Origin of the sequence: Nevskia soli, assembly GCF_903970205.1 — a bacterium.
Taxonomy (GTDB): domain Bacteria; phylum Acidobacteriota; class Terriglobia; order Bryobacterales; family Bryobacteraceae; genus Bog-113.
Genome location: NZ_CAJCHS010000369.1, coordinates 1 through 14092, shown reverse-complemented (window position 1 = coordinate 14092; position 14092 = coordinate 1). Strand labels below are relative to the sequence as shown.

Genomic DNA, 14092 nt, shown 5'->3' with positions numbered 1-14092 from the left:
CTCGCTAACTGGCTCTAGTCGTCGATCAGTCCGTATAACTCTGGTTGAAATGGTAGCTGAACCAGAATAGGAAGATCCAGAACGCAAGCGCGAAGACGATCAAAGCCCAGTACGTTACTTTCCAGGCAGAGCTGCGGAAGAATGGCTCGATGTAGCGGCGGCCGCGGCCAAACTCGTATAGAAAATGATAGCGGATAATTCCGATGTTCCCATGAATCCGAATCGTCTCGCCATCAGCCGGCGCAAATTGCTTGCCACCGCCGCACTTTTTTCCACCGGAGGGGTGGGCATCAAATCGGTGCATATGTCCGGCCCGCAAGTCGCCTGCCTGCGGTCCGCTTTCGCCACGGCCGCGCTGCTCCTTTTGATCCCGGCCGCGCGCCGCAACTGGAACCTGCGCATTTTTCTGGTGGCAATGGCCTATTCGGTGACGCTGGCCTCGTTCGTGGTAGCCAACAAGCTGACCACAAGCGCGAATGCGATCTTCATCCAGGACACCGCGCCGATCTTCATCGTCTTCCTCAGCGCGGTGCTGCTGCGCGAGCGCCCGAGCCGTGCGGATTTCCTTCTGATGATCCCGCTCGCGATCGGCCTCGCGCTGTTTTTCGCCGGCGATGAACGCGCGGTCGAGACCGCCTCCAACCCGGCGCTCGGCAACCTGGTAGCGTGCGCCGCGGCCGTTTCCTGGTCATTTGTGATCGTTGGATTCCGTTGGCTTGCGCGCGGTTCCCATCAGGACGGCGCGTTGCAAGCCGCAACTCTCGGCAACCTGCTGGCCTGCATCTTCTGCCTGCCATTCGTATTCCCGCTGCCTGCCGCCCGAATTACCGATTGGGTGCTGCTGGTCTACCTTGGAGTCTTCCAGATCGGCCTCGCTTACGTCCTAATGACGGACGCGATGAAGTATGTCCCGGCGATCGAAGCGTCTTTGCTATTACTGCTAGAGCCCGTACTCAATCCAATCTGGACGTGGCTAGTCTGGCACGAGCGCCCGAGTAACTTGGCGCTAACCGGCGGAGCGCTGATCTTAGGGGCGACATTAGTGAAGGCCTGGTGGGGTTCAAGGCTGCCTTCCCAGTTGTGAACGAAGACACGGTAAGCTGGTCTATCGGAGTCATTCGACTTGGCGGCAATGGAGTGGTTAGGACTCACGCGCGAGCAGGCCATTGCCGAAATTCGAAAGGGCAACTAGTCAGAGTTGGATCAAGAGTTGTTGCTCGCCCTCGATTTACTTGAGCCGCCCTCGTTGTAGCTGCAATGGAATTGCCCGGAGTTGCAGAGATCGCAGCGATTGAGAGTCATGTGAGTCTGACCAGAGATTCGCTGTCCTGTATCGCGGTCCGTGAACTCTGGCAGAATGTTGAAAGACTTATAAAGTAAGTATTGGCCGGCGCTTAACGCAGATAAACTACTGATGGCCTGCGGCCACCCCGGGGGGGATGAAAACCAGTGTTTGAGTCGATGCAAGTACTGCATTCTGAGCCGCGACGGTGACGGAGCGGTTACTGCCCGGGCATTCTGCTCTCTCGCGGCAAAAGCATTCGAGAAGGTTCGTTTCCGGAGCACCAGCTCCGTTACCGTCGCGGCTCAGAATGGTGGCAGGTGTTTTCAGAACAACGCCGATAAACACCTATTGCCCGTGGCCACCCTAGGAAATGAAACGCACCGTTGAGCTGCGAGGACCATTCGAAGGTTCTTTTCCGGTGCGCCAGCTCCATCGCTGTTGGCTCGGCACGACATATCCTTTATTGCCTACTCGAAGCGAAACTCTTGAATCAATGGCGGGTTCTGCCCGTAATCGCTGTAACGTACCCACTTCGGAGTAACTACAAAGTGCGTGATCTCGGGCCACTCTAAGTGGGCGCGGCATTCCGGCCACGTTTCAAAGTAAATCGCCTGATACGCCGCGAGTTCCGCGCCGACCGGCTCGCGCGCTTCGCCTTCATACTGTAATGTGATTTCTCCCGACCAACCGGCAACTAATGACGCCGCCGGGTTAGTCATCAGATTTCGATACTTACGCGTAGTCCTGAGTGTATCGAAAACAATCTCCAGCCGATCCGTAACTGCAATGCCGACCAGCGCCGATTGAGGGGAGCCGTCCGGAGCTATGGTTCCTAGCACACCTAACCTTTGGCTACTCAGGAACTCGACTAACCCGTCCTTATTCACAGTAAGTAGTTCTTGCGATGTTCCAGATAGTGCTCAACCGCGATTCGGAGCGGCGGCATGGGCTCAATTCCCAGCGCTTCCATGCGAACGTTCGCCAAAGCCGAGTACCGGGGCCGTCGCGCCGCGGTGCGGTATTCGCGCGATGTCGTCGCGGTAATCGAGGGCTGCAGTCCGGCAACCTCAAAGATTAGGCGCGCATAGTCGTACCAGGAGATGGGCGTCCCGCCGCCGATGTGGAACACCCCAATTTCTCCGCGTACCGCTAACTCGATTGACTTCTCGGCCAAAAGCGGTGAGTAAGTCGGAGATGCCACGTGATCCTCGATCACGCGTATGTTCTGCTTGCCGTGTTCCAGGCGCAGCATGAGTTCGATGAAGTTGCCGCGATTCGTTTTAACTCCCGCGGGACCAAATACACCGGAGGTCCGAACAATCAGCACGCGGTCGAGGTAAGCCTTCGCGTATAACTCGCCGGCATACTTCGACACCGCGTAAGCGCCAAGCGGATGCGGCGTGTCTTCTTCCGTGTAAGGGCGGTTGGCAGTTCCGTCGAAGACATAGTCGGTCGAGAAATGCACCAGCAGCGCGTCGTTCTGACGGCAGGAGATCGCCAGGTTCCTCACGCCGAGACCGTTGGCGATAATGGCCTGCAGCGGTTCCGATTCTGAAACATCCACCTGGTTGTACGCGGCGCAGTTGAAAACCATGGACGGGTCGAACTCGCTGATCGTCTGGTCGACTTTACGCGTATCCGAGATATCGACATCGGCCTTATCGTGCAGCCGCGTCTCAAAGCCGCGCTCCTGCAGCACCCTTGCAATCTCGACCCCGAGTTGGCCGAACGCTCCGAACACCATTGCGCGCTTGTCTGTGGCTAAAGCCTTCATGCAATTTCTTTTGAGCTTTCCCTTCGTTGACCTGCGGTATTTTTCACCTGGCGGAAACGACTCGACATGCGATCGACCGCGGCCAGATCGGCCAGACGGATCAAGCCTTGGACCTCGACTGCAAATTCACCCGCCCCCGGCTCACAGCCATAGATTTCGCCGGCCCACATCTGATTGCCGAATTCGACTTTAACGCAGGCGCGCAGGGCGAATGCAAGAGGAGTGGTGAGACGCAGGGTGTGCCCATCAATATCGACGACCACGCACTCGCCCGCAATGTCCGATTCAAGATCGGTGATGACTCCATCCATAACGGGCTACCAATGCACCAGGAACGCGAGCGCCGCGCCGGCGCCGCTTACGGCAAGGGCTACCATCGCCGGCCACCAGCGACGCCATCCGGAGTTCGAACCATCGTCCGGCGGTTCGGCTGGGTTGGGAACGCGCTCCAAGCGAGCCGCTCGCTCCAGCTCCAGTTTGCCGCGCCGGTCGGCAATCAGAATCGTGCCCGAGTTGCGGCCGGTTGTGGATTCCACCACCCGCCGCCGCATGGGTTCAGGCACATCCCGCAGCGACGGGAAGACCGCATGCATCTCGTCCGACGCAATGAGCACCGCGGAGGTCTTCAGGATCCCGGATTCCATGCGCATGACGCGGGCGCCGCAGTTCGGGCAGCGCCGCGCATCGTGATCCAGCGTTTCCCGGCAGCCGGGACAAGTGAGTGGTTTGGCGGGCACGGTTACACTCTACGAACGGGCTTGAGACGGTCGTCCGCCGACGCCGCGGTCCGCATCGTCGCTCCGAAGTGAGCGAGCGTCACGTCGATGAAACCCTGCGCGGCTTTCGAAAGTGTTTTGTCTTTGCGATAGATCAGCGCGGTGGTGCGGATCATAGGAACCGGGGCAATCGGGATCGTCTTAACGGTTCCCGCTTCAAGCTCTTCACGGCAGTTCACGGTTGCCAAAAACGAGATGCCGAGACCGGCCACCACGAAGCGCTTCATCATCTCGGTGGAATCCAGCTCCATGGAAATTTTCAGCTGGTTCTGCACCGGTTCCAGCCATTCATCGATGCGTGCGCGCGTGTTGCCGGACTGCGGCAACAGCAACTGGAAAGGCAGGATATCGTCGCACGTTACAACGGATTTGTCCGCGAGCGGATGGTCCGCCGGCACTACCGCGCGCACTTCGTCGGTGAAGACCTCGCAGACTTCGACGCGCTTCTCATTCACCGGGATTTGGCGCAGGCCGAAGTCGGCGACGTTTTCCATGACAGCCTCCACCACGCGCGAGCCATACGAACGGTTCACTTGCAGTTGCACGGCCGGAAACAGCTTCTTATATTCGGAGAAGACGCCCGGCAGCATGTACATGCAAATGGCCTCATTGGCGGCAATCACCAGCTCTCCACGGGGGACGATTTCGAGTTCGTCGATGGCGTCTTGCGCCCGGCGCCGCAGGTCCATCATCTGTTCGGCGTAGTCCGCAAAAATCCGCCCCGCGGTGGTGAGCGAGATGCGGCTGCCGAATCTCTCGAAGAGATCGGTTTTCAGCTCCTGTTCGATCTGGCGAATCTGCGCGCTGATCGCGGGTTGCGTGCGAAAGCAGGTCTGCGCCGCTTTCGAGAAGCTCTTTAAACGTACAATCTCTAGAAACGTGTGGAGCTGGTCGAAATCCATACAAAAAGACCGATTAATGCACGAGCTCGGCGCCCTGCTATCGAGCTTGGATTATACCAAGTATGGGCGTTTCGCCGCCTGTCTGTTGTTATGGACTCTCGCGAGCGCTCTTCTCAACAACGCCGCGACGCGGGACGTTCGCCCTGCAGACTGTGTGCTGGTGGTCGTGAATCGCCGCTCGGCGGATTCGATGCGCATCGGCGACACCTATCTGCGGGCGCGCGCCATTCCGGCCGATCATCTGTGCCGGCTGGATGTGACCACGGACGAGGAGATCTCACGAGACGTGTACATCCATGGCGTGGAGCAACCGATTACCGCATGCCTGAGTGCGCAGAAGCTGACGGAGCAGGTGCTCTACATCGTGACGACCTTGCATGTGCCGCTGAAGATCGCCGGTTCGGGCGATGCGGCGCACACGACGCAGGCGGCGGTCGATTCCGAACTCGCCGCGCTGTATGGGCGGCTGCACGGCGCGCTGATCCCGTATGAAGGTCCGTATCGGAATCCGTATTTCGCGAAGTGGGGCACGGTATTCAGGCACCCGGACGTGCCGATCTACATGGTCACGCGGCTCGCGGGCTACGACTTTGCGGACGTGGCGCGGTCCATTGAGAACGCGCTGGCCGCCAAGAATCGAGGCAAGGTCGTGATCGATGTGCGGGCTGACGAGAACACGCCGGGCAACTCCTGGTTAAGGCTGGCGGCGAAGCGTGTTCCTTTGGATCGCCTGGTCCTGGATGACAGCGCGAAGGTGCTTTATGACCAGACGGACGTGATCGCCTACGCGTCGTGGGGCTTCAACGATCCGGACCGGCACCGGCGACTGCTGGGCTTTAAGTGGCTGCCGGGCGCGATCATGACCGAGTTCGTCTCAACCAACGCGCGAACCTTCTTGCGGCCGCCCGCGACGTGGACGCTGGGGAACTGGAAGGACACCGCAACGTGGTTCTCGGGGTCCCCGCAGGACATGTCCGCCGATGAGATTCACGAAGGAGTTACCGGCGTTACGGGCCACGTTTATGAGCCCTATCTGGAGTTGAATCCCCGGCCCGACATCCTGATCCCGGCTTACATCGACGGGCGCAATTTGGCGGAGAGCTTTTATCTGTCGGTTCCGGCGATCAGCTGGCAGAACGTGATGATCGGCGATCCGCTTTGTGCGCTCCGGCCAATTTCGGCGCCGTAGCTATACTGCGGTATTGATGTTGAAACCAACCATTTTCCGCGAGTACGACATTCGCGGCATTGCCGATTCCGAGCTGCTTGACGACGGCATTACAGACCTCGGCCGGGCGATTGGCACGGCGTTGAAACGGCGCGGGGCTGCGCGGTTTTCTATCGGACGCGACTGCCGGCTGAGCTCGCCGCGTTTGCATCGTGCACTGCTCAAGGGGCTGCTATCGACCGGACTCGAGATCTCGGATCTTGGCGTGGTTCCGACCCCGCTGCTTTACTACTCGGTGTTCCATTTGAAGCTGGATGGCGGGGTGATGATTACCGGCAGCCATAATCCGGCGGACTACAACGGATTCAAGATCATGGCCGAGGGATCGACGATCCACGGGGAGGAGATCCAGCATCTGCGCGAGTTGATCGACGCTCAGGACTTTGAGACGGGCGAGGGGAGCGTGCGTCCGATCGATATCGTGGCGCCGTACGTGGATGAGATCGCGGCGCAGTTCGACCTGAAGCGGCGGATCAAGGTGGTGTTCGATGCCGGGAACGGGACGGCTGGACCGGTGATGCACCGGCTGGCGGAGAAGCTCAACATCGATCCGGTGGAGTTGTTCTTCGAGATGGACGGCCGGTTTCCGAACCATCATCCCGACCCGACCGTGCCGGCGAACCTGCGCCATTTGATCGATGCGGTTGGGGAACACAAGGCTCCTTTGGGGATTGCGTTCGATGGCGATTCGGATCGCATTGGCGCGGTGGATGAGCTCGGCAACGTGGTGTATGGCGACCAGCTCATGATCATCTATGCCCGCGAGATCCTGTCGCGTAAGCCGGGGGCCGCGGTAATCGGAGAGGTCAAGTGCTCGCAGTGCATGTACGACGACATTCGCAAGCACGGCGGGAACGCCATCATGTGGAAGACCGGGCACTCGCTCATCAAGGCCAAGATGAAGGAAGAGCATGCCGAGTTAGCGGGTGAGATGAGCGGCCACATGTTCTTCGGTGACCGCTACTACGGGTTCGATGACGCGCTCTACGCCGCGTGCCGGCTGATTGAGATTGTGGCGCGATCGGGGGGGCCGCTTTCCTATCAGTTAGCTGGGTTACCGAAGACAGTGAGCACTCCGGAACTAAGGATCGAGTGTTCCGACGAGACTAAATTCGAAGTAGTCAGGAAGGTGCGGAACCATTTCGCACCGCTCTATGAAACGTTGGACGTGGATGGCGCCCGCATCAACTTCCCGGAAGGCTGGGGGCTGGTACGCGCGTCGAATACGCAGCCGGTTCTAGTGATGCGGTTCGAGGCGACGACACCGGAACTGCTACAAGCTTACCGGACAGAAGTAGAGAATGCCGTCCAGTCCGCGAGCGGGGCGGAGCTACAGTTAACGCACTAAGGCGCGGGTAAGTAGTCCGCGATAAACGGCCAAGCGGGAGTACCGTGGCCGACATAGTTATGATCGACCGCGACTTGACCCATATCGAGCGAGTAAGTCGTGGGGAGGGGAACTTCACTTTCGGCTACCAGCCCATCGTTGGGGCCGCTCACTAATCCCGCTAGAACTCTGCCCGTATAGTCATAGATCAGGTTGTGTTCGGCGCTGTAATCGGTACCTTCCAGGGTATAGAACGGAATGCCGGCGGTCTCGAAGACCGGGTCCATCTTCTTGCGCAGGCGATGGACGACGCTGGTTCTCAGGTTCGCCATACCGGGGGAGAGTAGACCTAGCTTCTTGGCCTCGGACTTACCGGCGCCATAGGCCCAGTCGGCCAGTTCCGCTCCCTGGTTCGGAGTAGCCAGGGTGAACACCATTTTCACTGACGACATAAACGACGCGCTGGTAAGCATCGCGTCTTCCGCGTCCAGGCCGCCCTTCGAATGGCAGATCAGATAAACAGTGCTGACATTTTCATAAGTCAGAATCTGAGGCAATAACTGCTGCAGCATCGCCGCGTTATCCGCAATCGTCGCGGTGTTGTCCGAGTTGTCCGCGCTCAGGCTGACAAAGACCGTACGATATCCGGCGGTGTAGGCGTCCTGGTACATGTCGTTGGAACCGGTGAACCAGAATGTCGCGTTGGTTCCGAGACCGTGGACGTAGAGCAGCACGGGAGCATTGGGATCGCCGCCGGGCACGAGCGCGCCGTAGAAGATGTTGGCGGCGCCGCCGGGAGCGGGTTCCGGCGTCGGCGCCGTCTGCGCCCACGCTGTCGGACCAAGGGCCGGAAGAAGGATCGCAAAAACGCCTAGGGCGAACCGCGTTCGATTGTTCATAGCTTTTATTTGATTGTCTAAAAAGACGAACCAAATGATGTATTGATTTGTCTGACCTTCGTTCCGGTTTTTAGTTACGAGGACCGATGCCTTCACCGCGCCCGGCCAACGGCTGGACGATATCGCCGCCGCACACCGCAACGCCGGTCTTCATCAAGGCATTCAGGAAATTCTGGAACAGCGCGTAAAACACCTGCTCCGTGATCGGCTGCTTCCCGGGAAGGCGGAAGGTGACCGGGAGTTCCTTTGAGATGCGCAGACGGACGGAATGCGTCTGGTTCCTGCCGGCGCGGTCGCGTTTGTTGCTCACGGAGATCGGCGTTTGCATCACTCCGCCGGTGCGCCCATCGATATAAAACTGGCAGCGCGAGAACCAGCCCAGGTTGGCGGGATCCGCGGCGTCGAATAGGAGCAGGGGGGCCTGGTGGTTCGCCACCGTCAAATCAATCTGAATGGAGCGCTCGCTTTCGCGCACGCGGCTTTCGAAGCCCGCCTGACGCGCGACCTCAGAAACCATCTCCGCTTCCAGCTCAAGCAGGATCAGCTTGTGCCGTCCCGCCTGCAACACTTGCATATGCAACCGTATTCTAGCAGCCCGTGGTAGTCTGCGATGACTCGCAGTACTAACCGCTCGGTCGCCCTCGCGGCTCGGTAACGGGCTGAGTCTACTGGCAGCGCATAATAAAAATCGTGCGCCTCCGCCTCGTTATCCAACTCTGTGCAGTCCTAGCAGCCGCCATGGAACTTCGTGCCGAATCTCTGGCCGACTTCATCAAGGCTCATTACACGAAGTACGAATTTAATATTCCGATGCGTGACGGGGTGAAGTTGTTTACCCAGGTTTTCGTCCCGAAAGACGCTTCGAAGCCGTATCCGTTTCTGTTGAACCGCACGCCGTACGCGGTGGGTCCGTACGGCGTCGACAACTACCCGGCCACGCTCGGGCCCTCGGAGAAGTTTGCGCGCGAGGGTTATATCTTCGTGCGGCAGGACGTTCGCGGACGATACCTTTCGGAAGGGAGCTTTGTGGAAATGACGCCGGCCATCGACCATCCCGCCGGGCCGAAACAAGTGGATGAGTCCACCGACACTTCCGACACGCTCGACTGGCTGCTGAAGAACATCCCGAATAACAACGGGAGGGCCGGGATTTACGGCATTTCGTATCCCGGTTTCTATACGATTGCCAGCAGTTTGAACGCGCATCCGGCGCTGGTGGCGGCGTCTCCGCAAGCGCCGATGATGGACCTCTACATGAATGACGACGCCTATCACAACGGCTGCTTCATGCTGGCGGCGAACTTCGGGTTCTACGTGTTCTTCAAAGTCCGGGCGGAGCCGGAGCCGCCGGGTAAGGGCGAAGAGCGATTTCAGTTCGGCACCGAAGACGGGTATGACTTCTATCTGCGCATGGGCTCGCTGGTAAACGGCGACGAGCGCTATCTGAAGCGGAAGAACCATTACTGGACGGATCAGGTGGAGCATTCGACTTACGACCAGTGGTGGAAGGATCGCGCGGTTGCGCCGCATATTCATCACATCGGGCCTTCCCTGTTGACGGTGGGAGGGTGGTTCGATGCGGAGGACCTGCAAGGTCCGCTGACTTTGTTCGAGACGGTGAACGAGCGCAGTCCGGATACGGAGAATCGCATCGTGATGGGGCCGTGGGTACACGGCGGATGGGCGCGCAGCGATGGCAGCAAGCTCGGCGTGGTTAACTTCAATGCAAATACCTCCGAATTCTTTCGCGATGAGATTCAATTTCCGTTTTTCGAGCAGAAGCTGAAAGGTAAGGGCGACAACAAGCTTCCTAAGGCTTATATGTTCGAGACCGGGACGGACCAGTGGATGAAGTTCGATTCCTGGCCTCCGGCGAACGTCGCGCCGCAGACTTTCTACTTGACTCCCGGGGGACGTCTTAGTGGTGCCGCTACTTCGGCCGCGGATACTTACAGCGAGTATCTGAGCGATCCGAATAAGCCGGTGCCGTTTACGGAGCACACGGACATCGAAGTGCCGCAGGACTATATGGACGCGGACCAGCGCTTTGCCGCGCGGCGTCCGGATGTATTAGTGTTCGAGACTGAACCGTTGGATCACGATGTCGTGTTCGCGGGTCCGATCAATATCAAGCTGCATGTTTCTACCTCGGGTACCGATTCCGACTTTGATGCGAAGCTCATTGACGTTTATCCTTCCGACTATCCCGACCCGGAGCCCAATCCGACAGGCGTTCATATGGGCGGCTATCAGCAGTTAGTTCGCGGGGAGCCGTTCCGGGGTAAGTTCCGAAAGAGCTTCGAGCATCCGGCCGCGTTCCAGCCCGGCGTTCCGGATTGGGTCAATTATCCGATGCCCGATATATTGCATTCCTTCCGGCGCGGGCATCGGATCATGGTGCAGGTGCAGAGCTCCTGGTTTCCGTTGACGGATCGGAATCCGCAGGTGTTCGGCGATATTGCTAATGCGAAGAGTACGGACTTTAAGAAGGCTATTGAGCGGGTTTATTCGGATTCGAGGATCGAGGTTGGGGTGCTGCCGTAAGTCAAAGGCAATTAGCCACGGATGAACACAGATGAACACGGATAAGAGCTACCGAGTGAAGCAGATCTGCCTCGAACTGCCGGAGGCTGCGGCTCAACCATCCGGAGAACATATAGCCTTTCTTGTCCGGAAGAGGACCTTTGCTTACTATCTGAATAATCATCACGGCGACGGGATTGTTTCCGTTTGTTGCAAGGTGCTGCCCGGGGATAATGCAGCGTTAGTCGCGGCGAACCCGGATACGTTCTATTTACCGGCCTATATTGGGCCGCGGGGCTGGGTCGGCCTTCGATTAGATACCGGCAAGGTGGACTGGAGTGAAGTTAAGGAACTGGTTAACGGCAGCTATGCCCTAGTCGCGCCAAAACGGTCCGTATCAGCGCGATAGTTCCTCGACGACGTCGCCTTCGCCTGGGGCCAGGAATAGGTTGGTTTCTAACCCATGCTGGCGGGTGTATAGGTCGTAGTAGCGTCCGCCTAGCGCGTAGAGTTCGCCGTGGGTTCCTCGTTCGATGATGCGGCCGCCTTCCATGACCAGGATTTGGTCGGCTCGGCGGATGGTGGAGAGGCGGTGGGCGATTACGAAGGTCGTGCGGCCTTGCATCAGGTAGGATAGGCCCTCCTGAATCTTCGCTTCCGATTCGGAATCCAGGCTGGAGGTCGCTTCGTCGAGGATGAGAATGCGGGGATCGGCCAGGATCGCGCGGGCTATCGAGACGCGCTGCTTTTGTCCTCCGCTTAGCTTGACGCCGCGCTCTCCTACGATCGTGTCGAACCCTTCGGGGAATCCGAGGGCGAATTCGTCTACGCGGGCGATGCGGCAGGCTTCCATGATCTGCTGCTCGGTCGCCTCGGGGCGCGAGAAGCCTACATTCTCGCGGATGGTTCCGTCGAATAAGAAGGATTCCTGTAGAACTACTCCTAACTGTTCGCGGTAACTGGATAACTTCACGGTCGATAAGTCGACGCCATCTACCCAGACGATTCCGGAGTCCGGCTCCTGGAAGGCGGTGATCAGGCCGATGGTGGTCGACTTACCCGATCCGGAAGAACCGACTAAGGCCGTTACGGTGCCGGGGCGGGCGTCAAAGGAGACATCGTGCAGGACGGGCTTGCCGGGCTCATACGAGAAGTTCACGTGATCGAACTGGACGTCGCCGGTGATCGAAGGGAGATCGCGGACGCGCTTGGGGTCCTCGTCCTCGGGGCGTTCGCTGAGAATCTCTTTGGTGCGTTCCAGGCCGGCTAGGGCTTCGGAGATCTGGGTTCCGATATTCACGACCTGAACGACGGGCGCAACCATGAAGGCGAGCAGGGAAGTGAACAGGACGAAATCGCCGACGGTGATGCGATGCGCGGCAATCTGGTGCGCGCCGAGGAACATCACCAGCGCGCCGACGAGGCCCATCAACACGGTGGACGCGAGGGTCATCAGCGAGATGGTGGTGAGGGACTGGAAGACATTGGCGAGGATTTTCTGCGCGCCGGCGGCAAACACGGCGGCCTCGCGCGCTTCCGCGTGATAGCCCTTGATGACGCGCACACCGCCGAGGGTTTCGGTGAGACGTCCGGTGACGGCGGCGTTGATCTTGCCGCGCTCACGGAAGATGGGGCGCACGGTCTTGAACGCGCGCTGCAGGACGGCTCCGAAAATGAGCAGAACGGCCAGCGTGACCGACGTCATGAGCGCGCTGACGCGGAAGAGCAGGAAGAGCGAGAGAACCGCGGTGAGAAGGCCGCCGCCGAGCTCGACGAGTCCGGTGCCCATGAGGTTGCGAATCCCTTCGACGTCGCTCATGATGCGCGAGACGAGGGTGCCGGTTTTGTTGGCGTCATAGAAGCGGATGGGGAGGCGGCCGATGTGCTCCTGTACCTTCATGCGCATCTCGGTGATGAGGCGTTGGCCGGCCTTGGAGAGGAGTTGGGTGAGCGAAAACGAGGTCACGCCCTGGATGATGGTGGCCCCGGCGACGGCGAGCACCAGGGGGACGAGCAGGTGCATCTGGCCCTGGCGGATCACGTTGTCGATCAGGTATTTGGTGCTGAGGGGGAGCGCGAGGCCGCAGACGCGGTTGATGACCATGAGCAGGCCGCCGAGCGCGAGCAAGCCGCGGCGGGGACGCATGAGCGCCCAGACCTCGGGTAGCAGGGCTTTCAGGTTTACGGATTTGGCGGACTTTTTTTCCATGATCTTCTACGATCTTCTACTATGATGCCTGTATTTGGGGAAGGACGCCTGTAGGAACGGCTAGGGCGCTTGGGCGGGCGGATTTGTTGGGTTCGGCCGGGATCGATTTGGGGTTTGGCGGGATCAAAATTGGGTTTCCGGGGTTCAAAACTGGGTTCGCCGGGTTCGTTTTAAATCGGTAAGTCGTTTGTTTTGTTGTACTCTCCAGGTTCGTTCCGTTGTTTTTTATGGTTTGTGCGGTGTTGCGCTTGCGCTACCGTTGCTGGGTTGGTTGCTCATTTTTTGGGCTCGGTGGCTCCTTTTGGTTTAGGATAGGGCACGGCGAGGTGAATTTCCAGGAAATTGGTGGAGGATTTGCGGGTAAGTTGTTTGTTTTGAGCGTGGAATTTAGTTGAAAAAGGTGCGACCGGACCGATCGGAGGGAAAAAGTATGTAACTCGCCGGGGTGCATTAACCTTCAATGAGGCCGGAGTCACGTGACTCCGGAATTGTACACTTGCAGGAATTGCGGGACTGAATTTGTCCCGCTTCAATGAGGCCGGAGTCACGTGACTCCGGAATTTCAACGATCCGATGCCGGGAGATCCACCGATGCAGATGCTTCAATGAGGCCGGAGTCACGTGACTCCGGAATTTTGCAGACTGATGCGCTTTTGGAATCCGGCATCATAGCTTCAATGAGGCCGGAGTCACGTGACTCCGGAATTGCCCGGGCAGACACGGTAGGCGCGTCTGCCCTCTCTCGCTTCAATGAGGCCGGAGTCACGTGACTCCGGAATTTTGCCTGACAAGCCTGAATAATCTTGTCGATTCATGGCTTCAATGAGGCCGGAGTCACGTGACTCCGGAATTTTCGGTATGGATAGATATTCAGGCACAACTGTACGTTGCTTCAATGAGGCCGGAGTCACGTGACTCCGGAATTATCGTCACCACACCCGGCTCGTCACGCAGCATCTTACGCTTCAATGAGGCCGGAGTCACGTGACTCCGGAATTGAGTTCACTTATCTCCGCACCTACTCAAGGTGGATGGCTTCAATGAGGCCGGAGTCACGTGACTCCGGAATTCAAGCGCTTTGCGTCCTATGGAGTTGACTCCGGTAAGCTTCAATGAGGCCGGAGTCACGTGACTCCGGAATTTTCAATTGTTGTAAGTGGGCAGGAGTA

Annotated in this window: 14 protein-coding genes and 1 CRISPR repeat array; of the genes, 5 read left to right on the top strand and 9 right to left on the bottom strand. The window is 58.6% G+C overall.

Annotated elements, in window-relative coordinates; all coding sequences use genetic code 11:
- Positions 1 to 25 precede the first annotated feature (25 nt).
- Positions 26 to 304: a hypothetical protein gene (locus H1Y01_RS16175; RefSeq protein ID WP_180541531.1), complete on the bottom strand. Its 279-nt coding sequence runs from the start codon at positions 302 to 304 to the stop codon at positions 26 to 28.
- Here H1Y01_RS16175 and H1Y01_RS16170 point away from each other — a divergent pair, their 5' ends adjacent.
- Entirely contained in the window at positions 305 to 1084 is a 780-nt protein-coding gene (locus tag H1Y01_RS16170) for a DMT family transporter (protein WP_257644468.1), read from the top strand.
- A gap of 668 nt (positions 1085 to 1752) precedes the next feature.
- On the opposite strand, the gene H1Y01_RS16165 is transcribed toward H1Y01_RS16170, so the two are convergent.
- The 5 genes from H1Y01_RS16165 to H1Y01_RS16145 are packed head-to-tail and all read right to left on the bottom strand — an operon-like array spanning position 1753 to position 4737.
- Positions 1753 to 2172: a pyridoxamine 5'-phosphate oxidase family protein gene (locus H1Y01_RS16165; protein WP_180541542.1), complete on the bottom strand. Its 420-nt coding sequence runs from the start codon at positions 2170 to 2172 to the stop codon at positions 1753 to 1755.
- A complete protein-coding gene (gene rfbD / locus H1Y01_RS16160; protein ID WP_180541541.1) occupies positions 2169 to 3059 on the bottom strand; it encodes a dTDP-4-dehydrorhamnose reductase in 891 nt (296 codons plus the stop codon). The genes H1Y01_RS16165 and rfbD overlap by 4 nt, the downstream gene beginning before the upstream one ends.
- Positions 3056 to 3370: a hypothetical protein gene (locus tag H1Y01_RS16155; protein WP_180541540.1), complete on the bottom strand. Its 315-nt coding sequence runs from the start codon at positions 3368 to 3370 to the stop codon at positions 3056 to 3058. Before H1Y01_RS16155 ends, rfbD begins: the two co-directional genes overlap by 4 nt.
- Before the next feature lie 6 nt (positions 3371 to 3376).
- A complete protein-coding gene (locus H1Y01_RS16150) occupies positions 3377 to 3796 on the bottom strand; it encodes a hypothetical protein (protein ID WP_180541539.1) in 420 nt (139 codons plus the stop codon).
- A gap of 2 nt (positions 3797 to 3798) precedes the next feature.
- Positions 3799 to 4737, bottom strand: a complete 939-nt coding sequence (locus H1Y01_RS16145) for a LysR family transcriptional regulator (RefSeq protein WP_180541538.1) — start codon at positions 4735 to 4737, stop codon at positions 3799 to 3801.
- A gap of 16 nt (positions 4738 to 4753) precedes the next feature.
- Between H1Y01_RS16145 and H1Y01_RS16140 the strand changes: the two genes are divergently transcribed.
- Together H1Y01_RS16140 and H1Y01_RS16135 are read left to right on the top strand one after the other, a co-directional pair.
- Complete coding sequence (locus H1Y01_RS16140) at positions 4754 to 5926, top strand: TIGR03790 family protein (RefSeq protein ID WP_180541537.1); 1173 nt, start codon at positions 4754 to 4756, stop codon at positions 5924 to 5926.
- Positions 5927 to 5942: 16 nt separating this feature from the next.
- Positions 5943 to 7313: a phosphomannomutase/phosphoglucomutase gene (locus H1Y01_RS16135; RefSeq protein WP_219341614.1), complete on the top strand. Its 1371-nt coding sequence runs from the start codon at positions 5943 to 5945 to the stop codon at positions 7311 to 7313.
- Here H1Y01_RS16135 and H1Y01_RS16130 read toward each other — a convergent pair.
- Together H1Y01_RS16130 and H1Y01_RS16125 are read right to left on the bottom strand one after the other, a co-directional pair.
- Complete coding sequence (locus H1Y01_RS16130) at positions 7310 to 8191, bottom strand: esterase/lipase family protein (RefSeq protein ID WP_180541536.1); 882 nt, start codon at positions 8189 to 8191, stop codon at positions 7310 to 7312. The genes H1Y01_RS16135 and H1Y01_RS16130 overlap by 4 nt on opposite strands.
- 70 nt (positions 8192 to 8261) lie before the next feature.
- On the bottom strand, positions 8262 to 8765 hold the full coding sequence (locus H1Y01_RS16125) for a hypothetical protein (protein ID WP_180541535.1): 504 nt from the start codon (positions 8763 to 8765) through the stop codon (positions 8262 to 8264).
- Positions 8766 to 8929: 164 nt separating this feature from the next.
- On the opposite strand from H1Y01_RS16125, the gene H1Y01_RS16120 reads away from it, so the two are divergent.
- Both H1Y01_RS16120 and H1Y01_RS16115 read left to right on the top strand, forming a co-directional pair.
- The gene (locus H1Y01_RS16120) at positions 8930 to 10735 is read left to right on the top strand and encodes a CocE/NonD family hydrolase (RefSeq protein WP_180541534.1); all 1806 of its coding nucleotides are present in this window, start codon (positions 8930 to 8932) and stop codon (positions 10733 to 10735) included.
- Positions 10736 to 10790: 55 nt separating this feature from the next.
- A complete protein-coding gene (locus H1Y01_RS16115) occupies positions 10791 to 11123 on the top strand; it encodes an MmcQ/YjbR family DNA-binding protein (protein WP_219341613.1) in 333 nt (110 codons plus the stop codon).
- Here H1Y01_RS16115 and H1Y01_RS16110 read toward each other — a convergent pair.
- Positions 11112 to 12923, bottom strand: coding sequence for an ABC transporter ATP-binding protein (locus H1Y01_RS16110; RefSeq protein WP_180541532.1), 1812 nt, complete (start codon positions 12921 to 12923; stop codon positions 11112 to 11114). The genes H1Y01_RS16115 and H1Y01_RS16110 overlap by 12 nt on opposite strands.
- 454 nt (positions 12924 to 13377) lie before the next feature.
- Positions 13378 to 14065: direct repeats of the CRISPR family, unit length 36 nt; unit sequence GCTTCAATGAGGCCGGAGTCACGTGACTCCGGAATT.
- Between the last annotated feature and the right edge of the window lie 27 nt (positions 14066 to 14092).

What these genes read in the sequence shown, in the direction of transcription:
- H1Y01_RS16110 (WP_180541532.1), bottom strand. Translation starts at nt 12,923, where the DNA reads ATGGAAAAAAAGTCCGCCAAATCCGTAAACCTGAAAGCCCTGCTACCC.
- H1Y01_RS16155 (WP_180541540.1), bottom strand. Translation starts at nt 3,370, where the DNA reads ATGGATGGAGTCATCACCGATCTTGAATCGGACATTGCGGGCGAGTGC.
- H1Y01_RS16140 (WP_180541537.1), top strand. Translation starts at nt 4,754, where the DNA reads ATGCACGAGCTCGGCGCCCTGCTATCGAGCTTGGATTATACCAAGTAT.
- H1Y01_RS16130 (WP_180541536.1), bottom strand. Translation starts at nt 8,191, where the DNA reads ATGAACAATCGAACGCGGTTCGCCCTAGGCGTTTTTGCGATCCTTCTT.
- H1Y01_RS16175 (WP_180541531.1), bottom strand. Translation starts at nt 304, where the DNA reads ATGCACCGATTTGATGCCCACCCCTCCGGTGGAAAAAAGTGCGGCGGT.
- H1Y01_RS16120 (WP_180541534.1), top strand. Translation starts at nt 8,930, where the DNA reads ATGGAACTTCGTGCCGAATCTCTGGCCGACTTCATCAAGGCTCATTAC.
- H1Y01_RS16145 (WP_180541538.1), bottom strand. Translation starts at nt 4,737, where the DNA reads ATGGATTTCGACCAGCTCCACACGTTTCTAGAGATTGTACGTTTAAAG.
- rfbD (WP_180541541.1), bottom strand. Translation starts at nt 3,059, where the DNA reads ATGAAGGCTTTAGCCACAGACAAGCGCGCAATGGTGTTCGGAGCGTTC.
- H1Y01_RS16170 (WP_257644468.1), top strand. Translation starts at nt 305, where the DNA reads ATGTCCGGCCCGCAAGTCGCCTGCCTGCGGTCCGCTTTCGCCACGGCC.
- H1Y01_RS16125 (WP_180541535.1), bottom strand. Translation starts at nt 8,765, where the DNA reads ATGCAAGTGTTGCAGGCGGGACGGCACAAGCTGATCCTGCTTGAGCTG.
- H1Y01_RS16135 (WP_219341614.1), top strand. Translation starts at nt 5,943, where the DNA reads ATGTTGAAACCAACCATTTTCCGCGAGTACGACATTCGCGGCATTGCC.